Origin of the sequence: Streptomyces sp. NPDC006174, assembly GCF_040614075.1 — a bacterium.
GTDB lineage: Bacteria > Actinomycetota > Actinomycetes > Streptomycetales > Streptomycetaceae > Streptomyces.
Genome location: NZ_JBEXTJ010000019.1, coordinates 102,430 through 125,060, shown reverse-complemented (window position 1 = coordinate 125,060; position 22,631 = coordinate 102,430). Strand labels below are relative to the sequence as shown.

The window sequence follows — 22,631 nt, the reverse complement described above, 5'->3', positions numbered from 1 at the left end:
CCCGCGGAGCCGCTACGCCGCCGGACGGGCGGGTCCGGCGTGGCCCGCCGGGCCGAGCAGCGCCCGGATCGGGTGCCACAGCTCCTGGCAGGACTGGAGCGCGAGCGCCGGCTGCGCAACCGGGCCCGCCTGCGGCGCCGCCCGCCAGAGCAGGCCGTCCGGATGGTGCAGCACCGCCGTGACCTCGTCCGGTGTCGGCGGCCGGTCGTTGCCGCGCAGGTACACCGCCCGCAGTCCCAGGTTGCGCAGCCTGGTCAGGGCGCGCGCCCGGTTCGCCGCGTGGACCAGGACCCGTACCGGAGTGCCCGGATCCGAGCCCGTACCACCCGGTCTGGTGAGGGTCAGGGCCACCACCACCGTGCCGTTCGGCAACCTGCAGAAACCTCCGCCTGCCATGCTCCGCACTCCCCCGTGAGACGTCGTGTCAATAAGGATGTGAACAAGACGCACCTAAACACGATCGGCCGCCGCCCGCTAGAGGGCGACGGCCGATCATGCTCTGACCTGCGGTTTTATGGAACTATCGGCCCGAGGGGCTGACCAGCACGGTCATCGTGGAGCCACTCAGCGGCTCGTGGACGATGGAGATGCGGGTGTTGGTGTCAGAAACCTTGACACTGCCCGTCGGGTTCTCCTTGTACCAGTAGGTGCCCTTGCGGTCGTCGAAGACCGGGTTGCCCAGCGAGGGCTGGATCCTCAGCGGCACGTCCGCGTTGTGGAGCGTGAAGCCCTTGTTCGGGTACCAGCTGAACGGGGCGTCGAACGGCTGGATCTTGTTGCGCAGGAGCGAGCCGTCCTTCCACTTCAGCGGCTTGGCGTGCGCGTCGACCGGCAGGATCAGACCCTGGCCCGGGTGGACCGAGGTGTTGTTGTCCTTCTGCGAGGTGTCCCAGAGCCAGACGAGCAGACCGGTCTGGTACGCGTAGTGCTCGACCCAGTCGGGACGGGTGGTGGAGAAGCCGAAGTTGTACGGGCCGACCTCGAGGGTCTCGTCGTACGAGACGTACTGGCGGTTCTCCGCGATGTAGTACTGCGGGTAGTCCTTAGAGAAGGACTCACCGATCCGCGAGAAGCCCTTCGCCGTCCAGCCGTTGTCGTCGCCCTCGGCGTTGTCCGAGAGGAGCGTGGCACCGTCGGCCGTGATGGTGATCTCGTCGGCGGTGAAGCCCTTGCCGCCCGCGCCGCCGTCCGTCTGGTAGCGGAAGCGGAGGTCGATCTTCTTGCCCGCGTAGGCGTCCAGCGGGAAGGAGAGCTTCTTGTGCGCGCCCGAGACATCGGTCAGCGCCGGCTTGTCGCTCGCGTCACGCGGGATGGCCTGGCCGTCGGCGGTGCCGTCGAGCGCGGTCCAACTGGTGCCGCCGTTGTCGGACACCTCGGTGTAGAGGTAGTCGTAGTCGGCCTCGATGTCGTACCAGCCCGAAAGGTCCAGCTTGGCCGAGGACTTGCCGGTCAGGTCGACCGAACGGGTCAGCGTGTTCGCCAGGTTGTCGCCCTGGTCGCTCCACCACTGCTTGGTGCCCTGCGCCGGCTTCACGACGGTGGTGGTGACGGACTTGGCCGGCAGCTCGACGACGAGCGCCTGCGGGTCCTTGGTGTTGTACTCCGAGACGCCCAGCTTGTGCAGCGAGGTCTTGCCCGCCTTGGCCGTGTCGTAGTCGAGCCAGCCGAGCTGGAGCTTGTCCCACGAGGTCATGTCGCCCGGCAGGTTGCCGATCTCGCCCTTGCCGGTGCCGAGCCAGGAGCCCGCCGACATCAGGGACCAGAAGCCGACCGAGTTCTCGCCGCCGCCGGAGGTGTCGTACAGGTCCGGCAGACCGAGGTCGTGGGCGTACTCGTGGGCGAAGACGCCGAGGCCGCCGTTCTCGGGCTGGACGGTGTAGTCGCCGACCCAGATGCCGGTCCCGCCGATCTGCGCGCCGCCGGCCTTGTTGCCGGCCGGGCCGGTCGCGCCGGCGTTGGTGCCGTACGCGTACCAGCGGTGCGCCCACATGGCGTCGCCGCCCTGCGCGCCGCCGCCCGCCGACTCGTCCTCACCGGCGTGGACCAGCTGGAAGTGGTCGATGTAGCCGTCCGGCTCGTTGAAGTCGCCGTCGCCGTCGAAGTCGTAGCGGTCCCACTGGTCGTACTCGGCCAGGTCCGCCTTGATCTGCGCGTCGGTACGGCCCTTGGCCTTCTGGTCCGCGACCCAGGCGTTGACGCCGTCACGGACCGCGTCCCAGACGTTGGCGCAGTTGGACTGGCCGCAGTAGTTGGAGCCGTACCGGGCCTCGTTGTACTCGACCTTCACCCAGTCGGAGACCGCGCCGTCGACCGAGTAACGGCCCGAGGAGGTCTTCTCGTAGTAGGTCTTGAGCGAGTGGACGCCCTTGCCCTCGCCGAAGTACAGCTTCTGGAAGTGCGCCTGGTTGTAATCGGCCTTCCAGGCGGTGCTGTTGTCCTTCTTCGGGTCCGGCTTGGCGATCTCGTTGTGCGCCGGGCCGGGCGTGCCGCCGAACTTCTTGACCGGCGGCTTGGGGCCGTCGCCGTCCGGGTCGAACATGGTCGCGTCGTCGACCTTGTCGCCGAACTCCAGCAGGATGGTGAAGATCTTGTCGGTCTTCTCCCGGCCGAGCTCCACGTACTTCTTGTTGCCGAGCTTGACGACCTTGGAACCGCTCCTGGTCGTCACCTTCTTGTCCCCGGAGAGCACCTGCTCCAGCGCGGCCTCCCGCTGCGCTGCCTGCTGCTCGCTGAAGGGGCCTTCGAGGTTGTGCTCCACATGCCCCTTGCCGGGCGCCGGGTCATGGCGGTCGACGGTGGGAGCGGCGGAGGCGGTGGAACCTGACGTGGTGTCATGCGCCTGGGCGGTGGCGAAGGTCGAGGCCGTCGCCGCGGTCGCGGCCATGGCCACGACAACAGCAGCGGCGCGAAGCGCCCGTCTCTGATTGGTCACTTGATTGCAGTCCTCCCCGGGCGTCCGCGCAGCGGCCAGGGGGGTATGGAGAGGGCCGCGCGCGCAACGCGTCACAAGTGACGACATTTGATCGGAGTTACGAGAGAAAAGACAGACCTTGACTTGAACAGACCAAGTGCACTATGCAGGAGCGCTTTCCCGATATGCGGACAGGATCATCGCCAACAGGCGCGCCGCACCGCCCGGTTGGTGAGAGACGTGACTCCGTGCGCCCCCTGTGCACCGGTACCGTGGGTTAGGTCACGCTTACTACCGGTCCCTGTCGGGCATCCACCGTCGTAGGGTCGGAAGGCACCTGTGCATGTGATGCCGACCGCCCAGCCATCCGACGTCCCGAGGACGGAAACCGCCATGCCGCGTCCGACTGCCGCACAGCTCGTCTACGGTTCGGCCACCGTCATCTGTACGACTCTCGCCCTGCTGCTGCTCTCCGGTACGGAATCGGGCATCGGCGTGGGCATCGCCGCCACCACCGGGCTCGCGCTCGGCCTGCTGGTCGCCGTACGCCTGCCGCAGGCCCGGCCCCGGCCGGCCGCCACGGCCCAGGCGGCGCACCCTCACCCGGCCCACGCCGCCGCCTCCACCGCCCGTACGCACCACGCGCCGGCCGGCGTCGGAGCCCGGCAGCGGGTCCCGGCCGCCCGCTCGGCCCGGCAGGCGGACCGGCAGCACTCACTGCGCCGCTGAGCGGCCCGGACCAGCGACCTGGACCTTCGGCAGCCGGACGGGACATCGCACCCGCCCGGCTGCTTCCGCGCGCCTACCTGGCCACGACCACCACGGTCTTGGCCGCCTTGTCCTGGAGTCCCTGACGGTAGGGCTTGTCCGTGAACATCAGCACGATGTTGATCAGCCACCACAGGCACGGGCAGCAGAGCAGCGCCGGAGCCCACAGCACGACGGCCCGCATCAGCGCCGCGCCGGTGTCCGGCACCCGGCCGTCGTTGAGCATGGCCACGCGGAGCTTGAGCAGCCGCTTGCCGATGGTCCGGCCGTCCTTGTGCGTGAAGTACGTGTCGTACGCGACGTAGACGACCAGGCCGATCAGCGACCACAGGAACTGGTGGCCGCTGTAGGCGGCGTCGAACCCGTCACCGCCGTCCCCGTCGACATCGATCGCCCCGCCCCACGGCAGCGAGATCAGATACAGCGGGATCGAGATGATGAGGAAGTCGATCAGCCGCGCCAGGATCCGCTTGCCCGGCTCGGCCAGCGGCGGCATCCCGGCCAGCGGATCCGGCGCTCCGAAACCGCCGCCGCTTCCGTACGGGTCGTTCGGCGGAGGCGGAGGCGGCGGAGGCGGCGGCGCACTCCCGTACGGCGGCTGTCCGCCCGACGGCGGCTGACCGTACGGCGGCTGACCGCCCGACGGCGGCGGGGGCTCCTGCGGCTTCTTGAGGAACGGATCGTCGTCCTCGGGCGGCTGGCCGGGCGTCGGCTGGTCGTTGCTCATGGGGGCAGTGCATCCCGCGCCACCGGGGCCCGCAACGGCTCAGGTGCGTTCGGGGGACGCGGAGCGGCATACGAGGTTACGGCGGGGCCGCGGGCCCTGCCCGTTCAGCCGGATCCGGTCCCCGTTCAGCCCGCCACGAACGTGCGGGCCGCCTTGTCGTGCCAGCACTGACGCCACGGCCGGTCGATCAGGCACCAGAGCACGTTGGCCACGCCGATGACCAGGAGACCCAGCAGCCCGTAGACGAGCCAGCGGCGCAGGGCCGCTCCGAGGGTCGGCGCGTCGTGCGACTCGATGTCCCGTACGTCGAGCCCGAACAGCTTCTTGCCGAGCGTCCGGCCCCACTTGGCGGTGGGCAGCGCCTCCAGGAGGAAGCCGAGGACGAGGAAGGCCGCGAACAGCGCTCCCAGCAGCGTGCCGGTGGTGGAGTCCAGCAGCCAGACGGTCACGGTCTCGCCGGTCTGCTTGGCCGCCGTGATCTTCCGGTCGATGTGGTCCATGGCCTGGGTGCCGAGCGGGATGGCCACCGCACCGACGACCATGCCGAGCACCAGGTTGTCGACCAGCCGGGCCGCGAACCGCTTGCCGAGCCCGGCGGGCCGGGCCGCCGCCTGCGAGCGGACGAGCTGCTGGAAGGGGTCGTCGGCCGCCGGAGGCTTCCACGGCACGACGGGCTGGTCCGCCGCGGCTCCGGAACCGGCACCGGACTGCGCGAAGGAGGACTGCTGTTGCTGGTGAGGCAGCGGGTGTTGGTGGAGGGCTTGCTGCTGGTGGTACTGCGGGGCCTGGTGGTGCTGTTGCGGCTGCTGTTGCTGGAGGGCCTGGTGGTGCTGTGGGTCCTGCTGGTGCTGCTGGGCCTGCTGCGGTTGTTGTTGCTGCTGTTGTTGCTGTTCCGGCTGGGCCAGTTGGTGGACCTGCTGCGCCCAGGACGCCGAACCGCCGCCGGGGCCCGGGGTGAGCGGCGTGTGCAGGGCCGCCGGAGGAGCGGGCGCCGGGGACGGCGTGGGTACGGAGGTGGCGGCGGGTGCCTGGACCGGTCCCTGCGGCGCCTCCTGCGGCGCGGCAGCTTGGGCCGGGAGAGGCTGGACGGGGGCGGCCGGTGCGGGTGCCGGGGTCGGGAGCACACGAGGTCCGGGGCCCTGGGCGGGGCTCAGGTTCTCCGCCGCGCTCACGTTCTGCGCACCGCTCACGTTCTGCGCACCGCTCACGTTCTGCGCACCGCTCACGTTTTGCGCACCGCTCACGTTCTGCGCGCCGCTCACCTTCTGCGGGCCCACCGCGCGGATCGTCACCGTGCCCTCGGTCGGCGGTCGCGCACCGGCCTCCTCCGCCTCCGGGGCCCGGCCCGCGTCCCGCATTCCCGGCAGCGCGCCGCCGGTCGGGTCCTGCGCGCGAGGTGCCCGCGGGTCGGCGGCCGGCTCCGATGCCGGGTCAGGCCAGGAGACCCGGCGGTCCCGCTCGCCGCCGAAGCCGCTCTGGCGCGCGGAGTCCGCCTGCCAGACGGACCCGGCGTCGGCCCCCGAAGACCCACCCGACCCGTCCGAGCCATCCGGAAGCCCGTCCTCCTCGTCGAAGAAGATCGGCCCGGTCTCCTCCACCGGCCCGGACTGCGCACCCGCCTGCGGAGCCGGGACCGGAGCCGGAGCAGGCCCAGCAGCCGGAGCCGCCTGCTGCGGCGCGGGCCGGCTCGTACCCGGCACCCAGGACGCGCCGTTCCAGTACCGGACGTAACCGGGGATGGAGGGGTCGGGGTAGTAGCCCTCACGGGGGCTGTCGTCACCGGGTGCCGGAGTTGGCGCGCTCATCAGCGGGTCCCGTATCTCTTCGAGGCCTCAGGCCGTCCCCGGAGTGCGGGCGGACGGCCTCAATACAAGGGTCCACATCTATCAGACCGCCACGTATCCCCGGGCCGGTCCGCCTGTTTGGGACCACTTTCGCAACGGATCGAAGTTTTTTTGAGAAGTCGCGTAATAGGTGGCGAGGAGGGCGCTCTCTCCTTGTGCGGGACGGTCAGCGGGACCGGCCCAGGAGCACCGGAAGGTCGTGCATTCTCGTGATGAACATCGTGGAACGTGAGCTGGAGCTGAAGCTCGTCCTCTCCCCCGAGCGGTCCATCCCGGTCCCCGCCCGGCTGACGTACCGCACGGACGACCCGTACGCCGTGCACATCGCCTTCCACATCAGCTCCGATTCGCCCGTGCACTGGACGTTCGCCCGGGAGCTGCTGGTGGAGGGCGTGTTCCGGCCGTGCGGGCACGGTGACGTACGGATCTGGCCGACGAAGATCGAGAACCGCAGCGTGATCTGCGTGGCCCTCACCTCCCCGGACGGCAACGCGCTCCTCGAAGTGCCGTCGGCCGCCGTGGCCGCCTGGGTGGAGCGGACCCTGCGCGTGGTGCCGCCGGGCACGGAGAGCGAGCGGCTCGGGATCGACGAAGCGCTGGCGGAGCTGTTGGCCCCGCTGCCGGCGGACGACCTGTGGCTGAGCGACCCGTGGTCGGCGGACGAGTCGCCGTCCCAGGACGGTGAGGCGTGAGGACCCCCGTAAGGAGCGGGCGTGAGGGCCCCGTGAGCAGTGGGCGTGAGGGCCCCGTGAGCAGCGGGTGTCAGAAGAGCTTGCCGGGGTTGAGGAGGCCGAGCGGGTCGAAGGCGGCCTTGATACCGCGCTGCAGCTCGATACCGGTCTCGCCGAGTTCACGGGCGAGCCACTCCTTCTTGAGGACGCCGACGCCGTGTTCGCCGGTGATGGTCCCGCCCAGCTCCAGACCGAGCGCCATGATCGCGTCGAAGGACTCGCGGGCCCGGCGGGACTCGTCGGCATCGGTGTGGTCGAAGCAGACGACCGGGTGGGTGTTGCCGTCGCCGGCGTGGGAGCAGACGCCGATGGTGAGGTCGTACCGCTCGGCGATGGCCGCCGTGCCGGCGAGCATCTCGCCGAGCCGTGAGCGCGGTACGCAGACGTCGTCGATCATCGTGGCGGACTTGACGGCCTCCAGCGCGGTGAGCGACATCCGGCGGGCCTGGAGGAGGAGTTCGGACTCGGCCGGGTTGTCGGCCGGGACCACTTCGGTGGCTCCGGCGGCGGTGCAGAGCGCTCCGACGGCGGCGAGGTCGGCCGCCGGGTCCGGTGTGTCGAAGGCGCAGAGGAGGAGCGCCTCGGTGGTCTCCGGAAGACCCATGGAAGCCAGCTTGTTGACGGCACGCACGGTCGTCCGGTCCATCAGTTCGAGGAGTGACGGGGTGTGACCGCGCTCCATGATCCGGCACACAGCGTCACAGGCGGCGGCTGCCGACGGGAACTCGGCGGCGAGCACGAGCTGCTGCGGCGGCTGCGGTTTCAGCGCGAGGACGGCCTTGACGACGATCCCGAGGCTGCCTTCGGAGCCGACGAAGAGCCGGGTCAGGTCGTATCCGGCGACGCCTTTGGCCGTCCGGCGGCCGGTGGTCAGGAGCCGCCCGTCGGCGAGGACGACGTCCAGACCGAGGACGTACTCGGCGGTGACTCCGTACTTCACACAGCACAGACCGCCGGAGGCCGTGCCGATGTTGCCGCCGATCGTGCACGTCTCCCAGCTGGAGGGGTCCGGCGGGTAGGAGAGGCCGTGTTCGTCGACCGCGCGTGACAGCACCGCGTTGATGACGCCGGGCTCGACCACGGCGATCCGGTCGACCGGGCTGATCTCCAAAATCCGGTCCATCCGCACCAGCGAGAGCACGATGCAGCCGTCCGAGGCGTTGGCCGCGCCGGACAGGCCGGTCCGGGCGCCTTGCGGGACGACCGGGACGCGCAGTTCGGTGGCGGTGCGCATCACGTGCTGGACCTGCTCGACCGTGCGCGGGAGCACGACGACGGCCGGGGTGCCGGCCTCGCAGAAGCTCGCCATGTCGTGGGCGTAGGACGCGGTGACGTCCGGATCGGTGATCAGGGCCTCGGCCGGAAGCCCGGTGCGCAGGCGTTCGAGAAGATCGCTCATGGTTCCAGCGTGGCACTCGGGGGCCAATGGTGTGAACCCGTCGGCGGGAGTGATCCCAAGGCGCGGTGTGCTCGTATGACTGACGCACAGTGATGGCCATGGATGTCATGCCCCAGCAGGATCCCGAGTCCCGCCGGCCGCCCGAGCCGTCCCCGCAGGACCCGCACGACCCCTACGTGATGCCCGCCGAAGGCGCCACCGCCGTACCTCCTCCGCCGCCGACGCTGCGGACGACCCTGCGCCGGGCCGCGTTCGGGGCGCTGGCGGCGGGTGTGCTGCTGGCCGGTGCGGTGGTGGCCGTGCCGGACGGGAAGGACGACCGGGCGAAGGAGCCAGGTCCGGTGGAGCGGGCCGAGGCGGCGGCGACCGCGGGCTCTCCTGCCTCGCTCTCCGACCTGACCGCGCTGATCGGGGACCGGCAGAAGTGGGTGGAGGCGCATCCGGAGGACGCGCCGTCGTGGGCGACGCTCGGTTCGGCGTACGTGGAGTGGGGGCGGCGCTCGGCGGACGCGGCGTACTTCGGGCGCGCGGAGGAGGCGCTGAAGCGGTCGCTGGCGGCGGAGCCGGGTGAGCGCGGCAACGGCGAGGCGTGGGTCGGGATGGCGGCGCTGGCCAACGCGCGGCACGACTTCCTGGCGGCGAAGCGGTGGGGCGAGACGGTACAGAAGCAGGAGCCGAAGGCCTGGCGCGTGTATCCGGTCCTCATCGACGCGTACACCGGTCTCGGGGACGTCAAGGCGGCGACCGAGGCGACGGAGAAGTTCGGCGAGCTGCGCAAGGGCGTGCCGGCGCTGGCCCGGACCGCCGACCTCTACCGGGGCCAGGGCTGGCGCGAGGACGCGCTGGCCACCGCCCGCGAGGCCGCCGACCGGGCGGTGACGCCGGCCGAGAAGGCCGAGGCGCTGCACCGGCTCGGTGAGCTGGCCTGGGAGCGTGGTGAGGCGGAGGAGGCGGTGGCGCAGTTCGACGCGGCGCTGCGCACGGACGCCGGCCACCACGCCTCGCTCGCCGGCAAGGCCCGGGCCCTGGTGGCGCTGGACCGCACGGACGAGGCGGTGGCCGCGTACCAGAGCGCCGTCACCAAGCTCCCGCGCCCGGCGTACGTCCTCGAACTCGGCGAGCTGTACGCGTCGCTGGAGCTCGACGGCGACGCGAAGAGCCAGTACGAGGAGCTGGCCGAGCTGCTGGAGCGGGCGAAGGCGGCCGGGGTCGACGAGTCCGTGATCCAGGCCCGGTACGAGAGCGACCACGGCGACCCGGCGGTGGCGGTGGAGCTGCTGCGTGGCCAGTGGAGGAAGCAGCACCGCAACGCGGCGGTGGCGGACGCGCTGGGCTGGGCGCTGCACCGGTCGGGGCGGTCGGAGGAAGGGCTGACGTACGCGCGGCAGGCGGTGGAGACCGGTGTGCGGAACGCCTCGTACGCGTACCACCTCGGCGTGATCGAACGGGAGCTGGCACAGTACGGTCCGGCCCGCCGCCACCTTCAGGAGGCGCTGCGCACCAACCCGGCCTTCTCGCCGCTGGACGCGCCGAAGGCCCGGGAGGCGCTGGAGACGCTCGGTGAGCCGCCGCCGGGCGGGCCTGGGGACATGCAGCCGCCACCTCCGGCGCCTGAGCCGAGGCGGGAGGCCGAGCCGGAGCCGAAGCCCGAACCGAAGAAGGAGCCGAAGCGGGAGTCACCGAAGCCCGAGGCTCCGGCGCCCGCTCCTTCGCAGTCGGTTCCGGCACCGTCGAAGGCGGCCCCGAGCAGCCCGGCGGCGGTGGAGGCCGACGCGGCGAAGTCTCCGTAACCTTTCGCCGGAAACGGCGTACGCCACCGCGGTCCGGGGTGCTGCCCCGGGCCGCGGTGGCGTGTGTATCCGTGAAAAGACCGGGCTCAGAGGTCTGTACCCGTGGGAAGGCCGGGCTCAGAGGTTGCCGCGCTTCTCCTGCTCGCGCTCGATCGCCTCGAAGAGGGCCTTGAAGTTGCCCTTGCCGAAGCCCATGGAGCCGTGGCGCTCGATCATCTCGAAGAAGACGGTCGGGCGGTCCTGGACCGGCTTGGTGAAGATCTGCAGCAGGTAGCCGTCCTCGTCGCGGTCGACCAGGATCTTCAGCTCGCGCAGCGTCTCGACCGGCACGCGGGTCTCGCCGGCCCACTCGCCGAGCGTGTCGTAGTACGAGTCGGGGGTGTCCAGGAACTGCACACCGGCCGCGCGCATCGAGCGGACCGTGGCGACGATGTCGTTGGTGGCGAGCGCGATGTGCTGGACGCCGGCGCCGCCGTAGAACTCCAGGTACTCGTCGATCTGCGACTTCTTCTTCGCGATCGCCGGCTCGTTGATCGGGAACTTCACCTTCAGCGTGCCGTCGGCGACGACCTTCGACATGAGGGCGGAGTACTCGGTGGCGATGTCGTCGCCGACGAACTCCTTCATGTTGGTGAAGCCCATAACCTCGTTGTAGAAGCCGACCCACTCGTTCATCCGGCCGAGCTCGACGTTGCCGACGCAGTGGTCGATGGCCTGGAAGGTCCGCTTGGCCGGCGGCTCCACGATCGGCTTGGCGGCGGCGAAGCCGGGAAGGTACGGGCCGTCGTAGCCGGAGCGCTCCACCAGGGTGTGGCGGGTCTTGCCGTAGGTGGCGATGGCGGCGAGGACGACCGTGCCGTGCTCGTCCTTGACCTCGTGCGGCTCGGTGAGGCCACGGGCGCCGTGCTCGACGGCGTACGCGTAGGCGGCGCGGGCGTCCGGGACCTCGATGGCGAGGTCGACGACGCCGTCACCGTGCTCGGCGACATGGTCGGCGAGGAAGGTGCCCCGCTCGGTGGAGGCCTTGATCACGGAGGTGAAGACGAAGCGGGCGGCGCCGTTGGTGAGGACGTAACTCGCGGTCTCGCGGCTGCCGTTCTCCGGTCCGGAGTAGGCCACCAGTTTCATGCCGAAGGCGGTCGAGTAGTAGTGCGCGGCCTGCTTGGCGTTGCCCACGGCGAAGACGACCGCGTCCATTCCCTTGACCGGGAAGCGGTCGGCCTGCGCGGCGGTGTCAGGGCTGGTGTGCAGAGTCTCAGTCATGTTCGAAGGCTCTCCCCGCATCGCAAGGTGCGCAATAGTTTGCGCATTCACTGGTCAATGTGTGCAGCAGATCGCCATGATGGCCGGACTATCTGTACAGGGTGACCACCGGAGGCGGGCTCATGGCGATCGATCATCTGGACGGCCGGCTCATCGTGCTGCTCGCGCGTGAGCCGCGGATCGGCGTCCTCGAAGCATCCCGGCGGCTCGGCGTGGCGCGCGGGACCGTACAGGCGCGGCTGGACCGCCTTCAGTCGAATGGCGTCATCCGCGGGTTCGGCCCGGACGTGGACCCGGCAGCGCTCGGCTATCCGGTCACCGCGTTCGCGACGCTGGAGATCAAGCAGGGCCAAGGCGCCGACGTACGGGCCCACTTGGGCGGCGTACCGGAGGTGCTGGAGCTGCACACCACCACCGGGCACGGCGACATGTTCTGCCGGCTGGTGGCCCGTTCCAACGCCGATCTCCAGCGGGTGATCGACCGGGTTGTCGGATTTGATGGCATCGTCCGGGCCTCCACGGCGATCGTCATGGAGAACCCGGTTCCGCTGCGGATCATCCCGCTGGTGGAACAGGCGGCCCAGGACAGCGACTGAGCCAGATGAATCCGGGCAGTGGACGATCCGGAAAGACCGACCGCCGACTGAACCGAGGGAGTGCGTGTGAGCTTCTGGGAGTATCTGAACACTCGCCACCAGCAGCTCCTCACGGACGCGTTCCAGCACGTCAGCGCGGTCTTCCAGTGCATGGTCATCGCCACCGTGCTGGGTGTGGTGATCGGCGTGGTGAGCTACCGCAGCGGCTGGGGCGGCTCGCTGGCGATCACCTCCACGGCGACGGTCCTCACCATCCCGTCGCTCGCCGCGATCGGTCTGCTGATCCCGCTGGTCGGCCTCGGTGTGGCGCCGACCGTGATCACGCTGACGCTGTACGGGCTGCTGCCGATCGTCCGGAACTCCATCGTGGGACTGCGCGGCGTCGATCCGGCGCTGGTCGACGCGGCGACGGGCATCGGGATGTCACGGGTGGCGCGGCTCTGCCGGGTGGAGCTGCCGCTGGCCTGGCCGCCGATCCTGACCGGCATCCGGGTCTCCACCCAGATGCTGATGGGGATCGCCGCCATCGCCGCGTACGCCTCCGGGCCCGGCCTCGGCAACGAGATCTTCCGGGGCATCGCCTCGCTGGGCAGCGCCAACGCGATCAACCAGGTCCTCGCGGGCACGCTCGGCATCGTCGTGCTCGCTCTGCTCTTCGACGCCGCGTACGTCCTGCTGGGACGGCTGACCATCCCGAGGGGGATCCGTGCCTGAGACCGAGACCGTTCCGGCGAGCGGGAGCACCGCCACCTCCGGGGCCACGATCCAGCTGGAGAACCTGACCAAGAAGTACCAGGGCAGCCCGAACCCGGCCGTCGACAACGTCTCGATGGAGATCAAGGCCGGTGAGACGGTGATCTTCGTCGGCCCGTCCGGCTGCGGGAAGTCCACCACGCTGAAGATGATCAACCGGCTGATCGAGCCGACCTCGGGCCGGATCCGGATCGGCGACGAGGACGTCACCGACATCGACCCGGTGAAGCTGCGCCGCAAGATCGGTTACGCGATCCAGTCCTCCGGCCTCTTCCCGCACATGACGGTCGCCGACAACATCGCGCTGGTGCCGAAGATGGTCGGCTGGTCCAAGTCCCGGGTGAAGGACCGGGTCGAGGAGATGCTGGACCTGGTGGGCCTGGACCCGCGCGAGTTCCACGGCCGCTATCCGCGCCAGCTCTCCGGCGGCCAGCAGCAGCGGGTGGGCGTGGCGCGGGCGCTGGCCGCCGATCCTCCCGTACTCCTGATGGACGAGCCGTTCGGAGCGGTCGACCCGATCACCCGCGACCACCTCCAGGACGAGCTGATCCGGCTCCAGCACGAGCTGCACAAGACGATCGTGTTCGTCACGCACGACTTCGACGAGGCGATCAAGCTCGGCGACCGGATCGCCGTACTGCGGGAGCGGTCGCACATCGCGCAGTTCGACACACCCGAGGCGATCCTCACCAACCCGACGGACGACTTCGTCTCCGGTTTCGTTGGCGCGGGCGCGGCGCTCAAGCGGCTCAACCTCACTCGCGTACGGGATGTGGGCATCGCGGACTTCCCGACGGTGACGGTCGAGGACCCGCTCCAGACGATCTTCAACAAGCTGCGCAACGGCCCGCACAACGAGCTGCTGATGCTGGACCGGCAGAACCGCCCGTACAAGTGGCTGCGGCGCGGCGACCTGATGCGGGCGCGCGGTTCGCTGGCGCGGGCCGGGCAGCTGGTCCACGACACGGTGACCCGGGACGCGACACTGCACGACGCGCTGGAGGCGGTGCTCACCGACAGCGGCGGGCGGGTCGCGGTGACCGGGCGGCGCGGCGAGTTCATCGGGGTCGTCGACATGAAGACGCTGATGGACAACGTGCAGGAGCTGCTGGAGGCCGACCGGCTGACCGCGATGGAGCACCAGCACGAGCTGGCGGAGCAGCGCTTCCACCGGACCGAACAGGAGCTGGAGGGAGGTGGCGGCGGAGTATGAGCCCCAGCCACCGGTCCGGCTCCTCCAAAGGCCCGGCGACTCCGACCCGGCCGCCGGGCGAGCACGACGTCAAGGGCCACGCCTTCCACGACGAGGAGAGCGACCCCTCCCCCGCTCCGGCCGCTCCGGCGCGCCGGATCACCTGGCGCAAACTGATCGTCCTGCCGGCGGTGCTGGTGGTCGTCCTGGTCATCACGTACGTGTGGATCACCAACATCCACCTGGACTCGATCGCGGAGAACTCGCTGACCGGCGGCAATGTGCAGCTGCGCTGGTGGCAGCATGTGCGGCTGACGGCGATCTCCACGTTCTGGGTGCTGATCATCGCGATCCCGCTCGGCATCGCGCTGACCCGGCGGCGGCTGCGGAAGGCGGCTCCGGCGTTCACGGCGCTGGCCAACATCGGCCAGGCGACGCCGGCGATCGGCCTGCTGGCGCTGCTGGTGATCTGGCTCGGCATCGGGCCGCGGACCGCGATCATCGGCATCGTGATCTACGCGGTGCTGCCGGTGCTCTCCAACACGGTGGCGGGTCTGCGCGCGATCGAGCCGAACATGATCGAGGCGGCGCGCGGGATGGGGATGTCCGGGCGGGGCGTGCTGCTGAAGGTGGAGCTGCCGCTGGCGGTGCCGCTGATCCTGGCGGGTGTACGGACGGCACTGGTCCTGAACGTCGGTGCGGCGACGCTGGCCACGTTCGGCGGAGGCGGCGGGCTCGGCGACCTGATCACCTCGGGGATCCAGACGCAGCGGATGCCGGTGCTGATCATCGGCTCGGTGCTGACGGTGGTGCTGGCGCTGCTGGTGGACTGGCTGGCCTCGCTGGCCGAACTGGCGCTGACGCCGCGCGGGTTGGAGGAACGGTGAGGTCGGTGACGTACGGTATCCGGGTCCTGGCGGCCGCGTCCTTGGTGCTGCTGGTGGGCGGCTGCGGGCTCAAGAGCGGTTCGCCGATGGTGGACGACGTGTCGCCGGGCTCGGTCGGGCAGGGCGAGCCGCTCAAGGGCGCGACGCTGACGGTGACGTCGAAGAACTTCAGCGAGAACATCATCCTCGGCCAGATGACCGGCCTGGTCTTCAAGGCAGCCGGCGCGGAGGTGCTGGACCGTACGAACCTGCCGGGCTCGATCAGCGCCCGCGAGGCCATCATCAACGGCGACGCCGACGCGCAGTGGGACTACACCGGCACCGGCTGGATCACCTTCCTCGGCCACGCCGACCCGATCGTCGACCCGCAGAAGCAGTACGAGGCGGTACGGGACGAGGACCGCGGCAACGGGGTCGTCTGGCTGCCGCCGGCCCCGCTCGACAACACGTACGCGCTGGCCATCAGCAAGAAGAACAACGCCCGGTACAAGCTCAAGACCTTGTCGGACGTGGCGGCGCTGGCGAAGAAGGACCCGTCCGCGGTGACGATCTGCGTGGAGAACGAGTTCGCCTCGCGGGACGACGGGCTGCCCGGCATGGAGAAGCGGTACGGGATGAAGATCCCGGCCGCCAACATCCAGAAGATGGACGCCGGGATCATCTACACGCAGGTCTCCGAGTCCGACTCCTGCCTGCTCGGCGAGGTGTTCACCACCGACGGCCGGATCGAGGCGATGGACCTGGACGTGCTGCAGGACGACAAGGACTTCTTCCCCAACTACAACGCCTCCCCGGTCGTCCACCTGGCCACCTTCGAGAAGTACCCGGTGATCGCGGAGCTGCTGGACCCGCTGGCGAAGAAGCTGACGACCGAGGTCGCGCGGACGCTGAACGCCAAGGTGGACGTGGACGGCGAGGACCCGCACGAGGTGGCGAAGGAGTGGCTGGTGGCGGAGGGGTTCATCGAGGAGGGGTGAGGGGCCGGGGGCCGGGGCGCGTTGCAAAGGTTCCGTTGCAAAGAAAGCTTTGCAATACTACGGTCATGAACATGACGGAGAGCGAGCCCGGCGCCGCCCCGGCCGGCACCCGAAACATCCACAACATCAACGCCCGCACGCTGCGCACCCTCGGGCACCCGTTGCGCATCCAACTGCTCAGCGCCCTGCGGGAGTTCGGCCCCGCCACCGCCTCCGGGCTCGGCGAGCGGCTGGGCGAGTCGAGCGGCGCGACCAGCTACCACCTGCGCCAACTGGCGGAGGGCGGCCTGGTCGAGGACGCGCCGGATCTGGGCAAGGGCCGCGAGCGCTGGTGGCGGGCGGTGCACGACGGGACGATGTTCGAGGCCTCCGAATTCCGGACGCACGCCGACCCGGTGGTACGCGGAGCGATCGACGTCGTCCTGCACGAGACGGCCACGACCCACGCCCAGGAGCTGAACACCTGGCTCGGCACGATGGGCGGGTGGCCGGAGGAGTGGCAACGGGGCTGGGACTTGAGCGACTTCAAGATCCGGCTCACTCCCGAGCTGGCCCAGGAGCTGTACAAGGAGCTCCACGCCGTCGTGGAGAGCTACCGCGACCGCGTCCCGGAGGACACCGAGGGATCGGCGGCCGTACGGACCCATCTGCACGTGTTCCCGAGGCCCTCCGAATGATCAGCGCATCCCGACACTTGACGCCACGAAGGGAATTACTCAAGCACGCCGACATCCATCTGGCCCTGCACGCCACCCGCACTGCCGAACTGCGGTATGAGGCACGTGAGTTCAGCCTCCCGCGGCCCAGCCTCCGCACCCGGATCGGTTGGACGATGGTCGAGATCGGTCTCCGGCTGGCCCGGAGCGGCCCGACGACGGCCGGCGCCCGCCCGTTCCGTACCGCTTAGCCGGCCGCCTCCGGGGGAAGCACGGCCATGCAACGCCACCGCCTACCGCTCGCCGCCACGCTCGCGGCCAACTCCGTCTCCACCGCCGGCACTTCGCTCACACTGATCGGCGTCCCGTGGTTCGTCCTGGAGACCACCGGCAGCGCGGGCCGGGCGGGCGTCGTCGCCTTCTGCGCCACCTTGCCGATCGTCCTCGCCGCGCTGATCGGCGGGCCGTTCATCGACCGGATCGGCCGTCGCCGGGTCGCCGTCGCCTCGGACACGGTCTGCGGCCTCGCCATCGCCGCGATCCCGCTGCTGCACCACGTGGCCGCGCTGGAGTTCTGGATGCTCTGCGCGCTGATGGCGCTGAACGGCTTCGCACACACACCGGGCAACACCGCCCGGTACGTGCTGATCCCGGACCTCGCCGAGCACGCCGGCACCACGCTCCCGCGCGCCGCCAGCCTCTTCGACGCGGTCTCGCGCGGGGCCAGGATGGTCGGCGCGGCGCTGGCCGGCGTGCTCATCGCCTTCGCGGGCTCGGAGACCGTACTCCTCCTGGACGCAGCGACGTTCGGGCTGTCCGTGCTGCTGGTCGCCGTCGGGATACGGGGATTGGGCTCGGCCGAGCCGCGCAAGGGCGGCGCGCCCGTCTCACTGCGGACGTACGGCACCGAACTCCGCGAAGGCTACGGCTACTTGCTCGGCAACCGGCTGCTGCTGGCGGTCGTGGTGATGGTGATGTTCATGAACGGCACCGACCAGGGCTGGAACGCCGTCCTGCTCCCGGTGCACGCCGAGACGGAGTTGGGCGGTGCGCGGGACATCGGGCTGCTCACCGCGCTGTTCGGAGCGGGCGGGCTGACGGGGGCGCTGCTGTACGGGGCGGTGGGGCACCGGTTCTCGCGGCGGGCGGTGTTCACGGTGTGCGTGATCCTGTGCGGCGCGCCGCGGTTCCTGGTGGCGGCGGTGACCGGGACGGTGCTGCCGCTGGCGGTGACCATGCTGCTCGGCGGGATCGCGGGCGGGGTGCTGAACCCGATCCTGACGACGGTGATCTACGAGCGGGTCCCGGACCGGCTGCGCAGCCGGGTGTCGGGGGCGCTGACGGCCGGGTGCGAGTTCGCGATGCCGCTGGGCGGTCTGGCGGCCGGGCTGCTGGTGGAGGGGATGGGCTCGTCGGGGGCGCTGCTGGCGATGGGCGGGGTGTACTTCCTGGCGACGCTGAGCCCGCTGGTGCTCCCGTCGTGGCGGACGATGGAGGGACCGGCGAAGGAGATGGACGCGGAGCCGGTCCGGGAGGAGGCCGTACCGTCGCGGGAGCTCAGCAGCTCGGAACCTTCCCGCCGTGCTCCAGCGCCTTGAGCGCGTCCACCGCGCCGCCGAGGGTGGTGACCGGGATCAGCCGCAGCCCGTCGGGCCGCTCGGCCTCCGCCTCGCGGCACTCGGCCTTCGGGACGAGGAAGACGGTGGCCCCGTCGCGGTGGGCGGCCTGGGTCTTCATGGAGACGCCGCCGACCGCGCCGACCTTGCCGTCCGCGCCGATCGTTCCCGTACCGGCGATGGTGCGGCCGCCGGTGAGGTCGCCGCCTCTGCCGTCGCCGTCGAGCTTGTCGATGATGCCGAGCGAGAGGAAGAGGCCGGCGCTGGGCCCGCCGATGTCGCCGAGGTCCACGTTCACGCGCATCGAGCCGGGCTCGCGCCTCAGCTGGTTGAGGGCCGCGTCGACGGCGACGTTCTGGGACTGCTTCATGTCGTTCAGGTTGTGCCGCTCGATCTCCTGCTCGGAGCCGCCGGTCGGGTAGACGGAGTCGCGGGGCATGACCGCCCGGTCCGTACGGAACCAGCCGTCCAGCACGCTGCCGATCCGGATGTCCGCCGTGGGGCCGGTGGCGACGATGGTGGTCATCCGCAGCTGGCCGTCGGTGGGCCGGGTCTCCGCGCCGGTGATGGTGATCACCGGCTTGCCGCGGTCCTCGCCGAGCACATCGGCGGTCACGCCGGGCTGCGCCACGGTGAACGGGAGCGGCGCGAGGGCCGCCGTACCGAACAGGGCGAGGACGGGCAGCGCGCAGAGGGCGAGCGCGCGGGGGCGCGAGAGACGAGTGAGCACGCGTCCAATCTAACCGCCGCGCGGAAACGGGAACGCGCCAGGCGTACGCCCCCGACGTACCACTGCCGCAGGGGCGCCGCCGGCGCGAAGGCCGGAACCCGCGCCCCGGCCTCCCGTTCCCGCCGCGCCCCGCGTACGTACGGAACAGGCGCCGCCTACCGCAGCGCGTCCGCCACTTCCCGGGCGGCGTCGAGCACGCGCGGCCCGACCCGCTCCGGTACGGCGTCGGCGAGCATGACCACGCCGACGCTCCCCTCCACCCCCGACACCCCGACCAGCGGCGCGGCCGCCCCACTGGCACCGGCTTCGAGCTCGCCGTGGGTGAGGGTGTAGCCAGGATGTCCGGCGGTGGTGTGCTGGCGGGCGGAGAGGATGGCCCGCCCGGCGGCACCGCGGTCCAGCGGGTGCCGGAAACCGGCCCGGTAGGCCACGTGGTAGTCGGTCCAGGTCGGCTCGACGACGGCGACCGCGAGGGCGTCATGGCCGTCGACGAGCGTGAGGTGGGCGGTGGCCCCTATGTCCTCGGCCAGCGAGCGCAGCGCGGGCAGCGCGGCCTCCCGGACGAGCGGGTGCACCTGACGGCCCAGGCGCAGCACACCGAGTCCGACCCGGGCGCGGCCGCCCAGATCACGGCGGACCAGGGCGTGCTGCTCCAGGGTGGCGAGCAGCCGGTAGACGACGGTCCGGTTGACGCCGAGTTTGTTGGACAACTCGGTGACGGTCAGACCGTGGTCGGTATCGGCGAGCAGTTTGAGGACGCGCAGTCCTCGGTCGAGCGTCTGGGAAGTCTCCGCTGTCACGACGCCCTCTCCTCTTCGGGTGAGCGACGGCGGCCCTGCTCCGGGGGTTGCGGCACCGGTCCCAGCGGCGACGCACGGAGAGGCCGCCGGTCTGGCCATAGGCACCGGCTGCGCTCCGCGGCGGCTCTGCCACGGGGCGTTCATATGGCGGGGACAGTAGCGAGCCAGTCCGCTCAGCGGAAGCCCTCGTCCAGAATCCGGGCGCTCACCGGAGCCGGCGCTCGACCGTACGGCATAACCGCCGGTCAGCGCGGTGGCGTCCGGAACGCGAACATCTACGCGCGTCCAGGTCGGCAGACGCCGGAGGTGACCCTTCGTGTACCTCGTGTGAACTGGCGTTAACTCATCGTGAATTGGAGCGTGCACAATTTTCCGGCCGGACGGCGGAGCATGGCCGGAAACGGGCGTGCGGCCCGTCCCGGACGGACCGGAACGAGCCGCACGGAGTACAGGGAGGCCTCGCCTCACGTCATGCGGGTGGCCCACTCCTGGACCTTGGCGATCCGCGTCTGGATCTGGTGGGCCGTCGCCTCGGCGCTCGGCGGGCCGCCGCAGACGCGGCGCAGTTCGTTGTGGATCACGCCGTGGGGCTTGCCGCTCTGGTGGGTGTAGGCGGAGACCATCGTGTTGAGCTGCTTGCGCAGGCTCAGCAGCTGCTTGTGCGTGACGACGGGCCGCGCGTCGGCGGGCTTCTCCAGGAGGTCGGCCTCATCGGCCGGCTTCTGGCGGCTGTGCGCGATCTGGCGGCTCTGGCGCTTCTGGAGGAGGAGCTGGACCTGGTCGGGTTCGAGGAGGCCCGGGATGCCGAGGTAGTCCTGCTCCTCCTCGGAGCCGGGGTGGGCCTGCATGCCGAACTCGGCGCCGTCGTACAGCACCCGGTCGAAGACCGCGTCCGACTCCAGCGCCTCCCACGGCAGTTGGTCCTCGGTCTCCTCGTCCTCCAGCCGCTCGGCGTCGGCGAGGAGCTGGTCCTCCTCCGCGAACGGGTTCTCCTCGTCGCTGCCCTTCTTCGGCTTGTCGAGGACGTGGTCGCGCTCGACCTCCATCTCGTTGGCGAAGTCGAGGAGCATCGGGATCGTCGGTACGAAGACGGAGGCCGTCTCACCGCGCCTGCGGGAACGCACGAAGCGGCCGACGGCCTGGGCGAAGAAGAGAGGCGTCGAGATGGTGGTCGCGTACACGCCGACGGCGAGCCGCGGCACGTCGACGCCTTCCGACACCATGCGGACCGCGACCATCCAGCGCGACTCGTCCGCGCTGAACTTGTCGATCTTCTTCGAGGCCGCCTTCTCGTCGGAGAGGACGACGGTCGGCGTCTCGCCGGTGACCTTCTTCAGGATCTTGGCGTACGCGCGGGCCGAGTCCTGGTCCGTCGCGATGACGAGCCCGCCGGCGTCCGGGATGCCCTTGCGGACCTCGGTGAGCCGCTTGTCGGCGGCGCTCAGCACGTTGGGGATCCACTCGCCGGTGGGCGCGAGCGCGGTGCGCCAGGCCTGGCCGATGGCGTCCTTGGTCATCGGCTCGCCGAGCCGGGCCGCGATCTCGTCGCCGGCCTTGGTGCGCCAGCGCATGTTGCCGCTGTAGCTGAGGAAGATGACCGGCCGGACGACGCCGTCGGCGAGCGCGTTGCCGTAGCCGTAGGTGTAGTCGGCGGAGGAGCGGCGGATGCCGTCGTTGCCCTCCTCGTACTGGACGAAGGGGATCGGGTTGGTGTCCGACCGGAACGGCGTGCCGGTCAGCGCGAGCCGCCGGGTCGCCGGGTCGAACGCCTCCTGGCAGGCCTCGCCCCACGACTTGGAGTCACCGGCGTGGTGGATCTCGTCGAGGATGACCAGGGTCTTGCGCTGCTCGCACCGGTTGCGGTGCAGCATGGGCCGGACGCCGACACCGGCGTACGTCACGGCGACGCCGTGGTACTCCTTGCTCAGCGGACCGGCGCTGTACTCCGGGTCGAGCTTGATCCCTATCCGGGCGGCCGCCTCCGCCCACTGCTTCTTGAGGTGCTCGGTCGGGGCGACCACGGTGATCTGCTGGACGACGTGGTGGTGCAGCAGCCACGACGCGAGGGTCAGCGCGAAGGTGGTCTTGCCGGCGCCGGGCGTGGCGACGGCGAGGAAGTCGCGCGGCTGCTCCTGGATGTACCTCTCCATGGCCCCCTGCTGCCAGGCTCGCAGCTTGTTGGCGGTGCCCCAGGGGGCGCGGCCGGGAAAGGCGGGAGAGAGGTGGTGGGAGGCGGTGGTAGTAGTCACGGTCTCCGGTTCGGGGCGCTCGGGTACGTGGATCGCTGCCGCTACCGCACCGGCCGGAAGGACCCGGCCCGCGATACGACAACCGGGCCACCCTACCGGGGGCCCGGTGGAAACCCGGTACGAACGAGCCGCGCCGAGAGCCGACGAGACCGTGCTCACACCTCGCCGTCGACCAGGTCCCGCAGCCCCTGGGAGATGACCTCGATCTCGTCCGTCGCACCCGTGGCGACGTCGATGACCAGGCGTTCCGCCGCGTCGATGTCCGGGCGCAGGTCGACGCCGTTCATGGCCAGGAAGGTGACGCAGGAGAGCCAGGCCGTCCTTTTGTTGCCGTCGAAGAGAGGATGGTTGACCGCCAGGGACTGGAGGAGCGCCGCCGTCTTGTCGATCTGGTCGGGGTAGGCCTCCTCGCCGAACATGGCGGCCGAAGGGCGATGGACCGCCGACTCCAGGAGACCGGCGTCCCGGACGACGATCTGCATGTCGTCGCAGGCGTGCTCGGCGATCACGAGCACGTCCTCGGAGCTCAGATAGACACAGCTCACTTCAGCCGCTCCATCAGCTCACTCCACTTGGCCGCCTGCTCCTTCGCCGTCTTGCGGACGATGGCCTGCTGCGCCGTTCTGGCGAGGTAGTCGTCCACGGCCTGGAGCAGTATGGCGTGCATGCTGGTGCCCTCCTGCTCGGCACGCTGCTTGAGGGCCTCGGTCTGGTCGTCGCGGAGACGCAGGTTCATAGCCAT

Annotated in this window: 22 protein-coding genes; 11 read left to right on the top strand and 11 right to left on the bottom strand. The window is 70.6% G+C overall.

The features are described 5' to 3' along the window. Positions 1 to 12: 12 nt before the first annotated feature. Positions 13 to 396 carry a hypothetical protein gene (locus ABZ267_RS31870; protein ID WP_356754079.1) on the bottom strand — a complete coding sequence of 128 codons (384 nt, stop codon included), beginning with the start codon at positions 394 to 396 and terminating at the stop codon, positions 13 to 15. A 124-nt stretch (positions 397 to 520) separates the two neighbouring features. After that, positions 521 to 2,932 (bottom strand): immune inhibitor A domain-containing protein, encoded by a 2,412-nt coding sequence (locus ABZ267_RS31865; protein ID WP_356754077.1) that lies wholly within the window; start codon positions 2,930 to 2,932, stop codon positions 521 to 523. Between the two features lie 372 nt (positions 2,933 to 3,304). On the opposite strand from ABZ267_RS31865, the gene ABZ267_RS31860 reads away from it, so the two are divergent. Continuing rightward, entirely contained in the window at positions 3,305 to 3,640 is a 336-nt protein-coding gene (locus ABZ267_RS31860) for a hypothetical protein (protein ID WP_356754075.1), read from the top strand. Between the two features lie 73 nt (positions 3,641 to 3,713). Here ABZ267_RS31860 and ABZ267_RS31855 read toward each other — a convergent pair whose 3' ends face one another. After that, positions 3,714 to 4,406, bottom strand: a complete 693-nt coding sequence (locus ABZ267_RS31855) for an RDD family protein (protein ID WP_356754073.1) — start codon at positions 4,404 to 4,406, stop codon at positions 3,714 to 3,716. A gap of 125 nt (positions 4,407 to 4,531) precedes the next feature. Then, the gene (locus ABZ267_RS31850; protein WP_356754071.1) at positions 4,532 to 6,211 is read right to left on the bottom strand and encodes an RDD family protein; all 1,680 of its coding nucleotides are present in this window, start codon (positions 6,209 to 6,211) and stop codon (positions 4,532 to 4,534) included. A gap of 248 nt (positions 6,212 to 6,459) precedes the next feature. Between ABZ267_RS31850 and ABZ267_RS31845 the strand changes: the two genes are divergently transcribed. Beyond that, positions 6,460 to 6,942, top strand: coding sequence for an SsgA family sporulation/cell division regulator (locus ABZ267_RS31845; RefSeq protein WP_356754069.1), 483 nt, complete (start codon positions 6,460 to 6,462; stop codon positions 6,940 to 6,942). Positions 6,943 to 7,012: 70 nt separating this feature from the next. Here the strand turns inward: ABZ267_RS31845 and ABZ267_RS31840 are convergent, their stop codons facing one another. Next, positions 7,013 to 8,380, bottom strand: a complete 1,368-nt coding sequence (locus tag ABZ267_RS31840; RefSeq protein ID WP_356754067.1) for an FAD-linked oxidase C-terminal domain-containing protein — start codon at positions 8,378 to 8,380, stop codon at positions 7,013 to 7,015. 98 nt (positions 8,381 to 8,478) lie between these two features. Between ABZ267_RS31840 and ABZ267_RS31835 the strand changes: the two genes are divergently transcribed. Continuing rightward, the gene (locus ABZ267_RS31835; protein WP_356754065.1) at positions 8,479 to 10,170 is read left to right on the top strand and encodes a tetratricopeptide repeat protein; all 1,692 of its coding nucleotides are present in this window, start codon (positions 8,479 to 8,481) and stop codon (positions 10,168 to 10,170) included. A 117-nt stretch (positions 10,171 to 10,287) separates the two neighbouring features. Here the strand turns inward: ABZ267_RS31835 and hppD are convergent, their stop codons facing one another. Further along, positions 10,288 to 11,433, bottom strand: a complete 1,146-nt coding sequence (gene hppD, locus ABZ267_RS31830; protein ID WP_356754063.1) for a 4-hydroxyphenylpyruvate dioxygenase — start codon at positions 11,431 to 11,433, stop codon at positions 10,288 to 10,290. A 122-nt stretch (positions 11,434 to 11,555) separates the two neighbouring features. Here hppD and ABZ267_RS31825 point away from each other — a divergent pair, with 122 nt between their 5' ends. The 8 genes from ABZ267_RS31825 (at position 11,556) to ABZ267_RS31790 (ending at position 18,092) form a co-directional block, all read left to right on the top strand. After that, entirely contained in the window at positions 11,556 to 12,029 is a 474-nt protein-coding gene (locus ABZ267_RS31825; protein ID WP_356754061.1) for an Lrp/AsnC family transcriptional regulator, read from the top strand. Between the two features lie 66 nt (positions 12,030 to 12,095). After that, entirely contained in the window at positions 12,096 to 12,743 is a 648-nt protein-coding gene (locus ABZ267_RS31820; RefSeq protein WP_356754059.1) for an ABC transporter permease, read from the top strand. Beyond that, the gene (locus ABZ267_RS31815; RefSeq protein WP_356754057.1) at positions 12,736 to 13,995 is read left to right on the top strand and encodes a betaine/proline/choline family ABC transporter ATP-binding protein; all 1,260 of its coding nucleotides are present in this window, start codon (positions 12,736 to 12,738) and stop codon (positions 13,993 to 13,995) included. The genes ABZ267_RS31820 and ABZ267_RS31815 overlap by 8 nt, the downstream gene beginning before the upstream one ends. Next, the gene (locus tag ABZ267_RS31810; RefSeq protein ID WP_356754055.1) at positions 13,992 to 14,861 is read left to right on the top strand and encodes an ABC transporter permease; all 870 of its coding nucleotides are present in this window, start codon (positions 13,992 to 13,994) and stop codon (positions 14,859 to 14,861) included. Before ABZ267_RS31815 ends, ABZ267_RS31810 begins: the two co-directional genes overlap by 4 nt. A gap of 86 nt (positions 14,862 to 14,947) precedes the next feature. Then, positions 14,948 to 15,838: a glycine betaine ABC transporter substrate-binding protein gene (locus ABZ267_RS31805; RefSeq protein ID WP_356754137.1), complete on the top strand. Its 891-nt coding sequence runs from the start codon at positions 14,948 to 14,950 to the stop codon at positions 15,836 to 15,838. A 71-nt stretch (positions 15,839 to 15,909) separates the two neighbouring features. Beyond that, a complete protein-coding gene (locus tag ABZ267_RS31800) occupies positions 15,910 to 16,515 on the top strand; it encodes a metalloregulator ArsR/SmtB family transcription factor (protein WP_356754053.1) in 606 nt (201 codons plus the stop codon). Beyond that, positions 16,512 to 16,745 (top strand): hypothetical protein, encoded by a 234-nt coding sequence (locus tag ABZ267_RS31795; RefSeq protein WP_356754051.1) that lies wholly within the window; start codon positions 16,512 to 16,514, stop codon positions 16,743 to 16,745. Before ABZ267_RS31800 ends, ABZ267_RS31795 begins: the two co-directional genes overlap by 4 nt. 27 nt (positions 16,746 to 16,772) lie before the next feature. Further along, complete coding sequence (locus ABZ267_RS31790) at positions 16,773 to 18,092, top strand: MFS transporter (protein ID WP_356754049.1); 1,320 nt, start codon at positions 16,773 to 16,775, stop codon at positions 18,090 to 18,092. Here the strand turns inward: ABZ267_RS31790 and ABZ267_RS31785 are convergent. The 5 genes from ABZ267_RS31785 to ABZ267_RS31765 form a co-directional block, all read right to left on the bottom strand. Continuing rightward, a complete protein-coding gene (locus tag ABZ267_RS31785; RefSeq protein WP_356754048.1) occupies positions 18,052 to 18,840 on the bottom strand; it encodes a S16 family serine protease in 789 nt (262 codons plus the stop codon). The two genes, ABZ267_RS31790 and ABZ267_RS31785, sit on opposite strands and share 41 nt — an antisense overlap. Before the next feature lie 155 nt (positions 18,841 to 18,995). Further along, positions 18,996 to 19,640 (bottom strand): helix-turn-helix domain-containing protein, encoded by a 645-nt coding sequence (locus ABZ267_RS31780; protein WP_356754046.1) that lies wholly within the window; start codon positions 19,638 to 19,640, stop codon positions 18,996 to 18,998. A 464-nt stretch (positions 19,641 to 20,104) separates the two neighbouring features. Continuing rightward, the gene (locus ABZ267_RS31775; protein ID WP_356754044.1) at positions 20,105 to 21,889 is read right to left on the bottom strand and encodes a DEAD/DEAH box helicase; all 1,785 of its coding nucleotides are present in this window, start codon (positions 21,887 to 21,889) and stop codon (positions 20,105 to 20,107) included. A 155-nt stretch (positions 21,890 to 22,044) separates the two neighbouring features. Beyond that, on the bottom strand, positions 22,045 to 22,434 hold the full coding sequence (locus ABZ267_RS31770) for a type II toxin-antitoxin system death-on-curing family toxin (protein WP_356754042.1): 390 nt from the start codon (positions 22,432 to 22,434) through the stop codon (positions 22,045 to 22,047). Further along, positions 22,431 to 22,631, bottom strand: a complete 201-nt coding sequence (locus tag ABZ267_RS31765; RefSeq protein ID WP_026290595.1) for a ribbon-helix-helix protein, CopG family — start codon at positions 22,629 to 22,631, stop codon at positions 22,431 to 22,433. Before ABZ267_RS31765 ends, ABZ267_RS31770 begins: the two co-directional genes overlap by 4 nt.

Bases quoted from the DNA above. Each gene is read 5' to 3' on its own strand.
- ABZ267_RS31870 (WP_356754079.1), bottom strand. From the start codon at position 396: ATGGCAGGCGGAGGTTTCTGCAGGTTGCCGAACGGCACGGTGGTGGTG.
- ABZ267_RS31860 (WP_356754075.1), top strand. From the start codon at position 3,305: ATGCCGCGTCCGACTGCCGCACAGCTCGTCTACGGTTCGGCCACCGTC.
- ABZ267_RS31855 (WP_356754073.1), bottom strand. From the start codon at position 4,406: ATGAGCAACGACCAGCCGACGCCCGGCCAGCCGCCCGAGGACGACGAT.
- ABZ267_RS31850 (WP_356754071.1), bottom strand. From the start codon at position 6,211: ATGAGCGCGCCAACTCCGGCACCCGGTGACGACAGCCCCCGTGAGGGC.
- ABZ267_RS31840 (WP_356754067.1), bottom strand. From the start codon at position 8,380: ATGAGCGATCTTCTCGAACGCCTGCGCACCGGGCTTCCGGCCGAGGCC.
- ABZ267_RS31835 (WP_356754065.1), top strand. From the start codon at position 8,479: ATGGATGTCATGCCCCAGCAGGATCCCGAGTCCCGCCGGCCGCCCGAG.
- hppD (WP_356754063.1), bottom strand. From the start codon at position 11,433: ATGACTGAGACTCTGCACACCAGCCCTGACACCGCCGCGCAGGCCGAC.
- ABZ267_RS31825 (WP_356754061.1), top strand. From the start codon at position 11,556: ATGGCGATCGATCATCTGGACGGCCGGCTCATCGTGCTGCTCGCGCGT.
- ABZ267_RS31810 (WP_356754055.1), top strand. From the start codon at position 13,992: ATGAGCCCCAGCCACCGGTCCGGCTCCTCCAAAGGCCCGGCGACTCCG.
- ABZ267_RS31805 (WP_356754137.1), top strand. From the start codon at position 14,948: ATGGTGGACGACGTGTCGCCGGGCTCGGTCGGGCAGGGCGAGCCGCTC.
- ABZ267_RS31800 (WP_356754053.1), top strand. From the start codon at position 15,910: ATGACGGAGAGCGAGCCCGGCGCCGCCCCGGCCGGCACCCGAAACATC.
- ABZ267_RS31795 (WP_356754051.1), top strand. From the start codon at position 16,512: ATGATCAGCGCATCCCGACACTTGACGCCACGAAGGGAATTACTCAAG.
- ABZ267_RS31790 (WP_356754049.1), top strand. From the start codon at position 16,773: ATGCAACGCCACCGCCTACCGCTCGCCGCCACGCTCGCGGCCAACTCC.
- ABZ267_RS31765 (WP_026290595.1), bottom strand. From the start codon at position 22,631: ATGGCTATGAACCTGCGTCTCCGCGACGACCAGACCGAGGCCCTCAAG.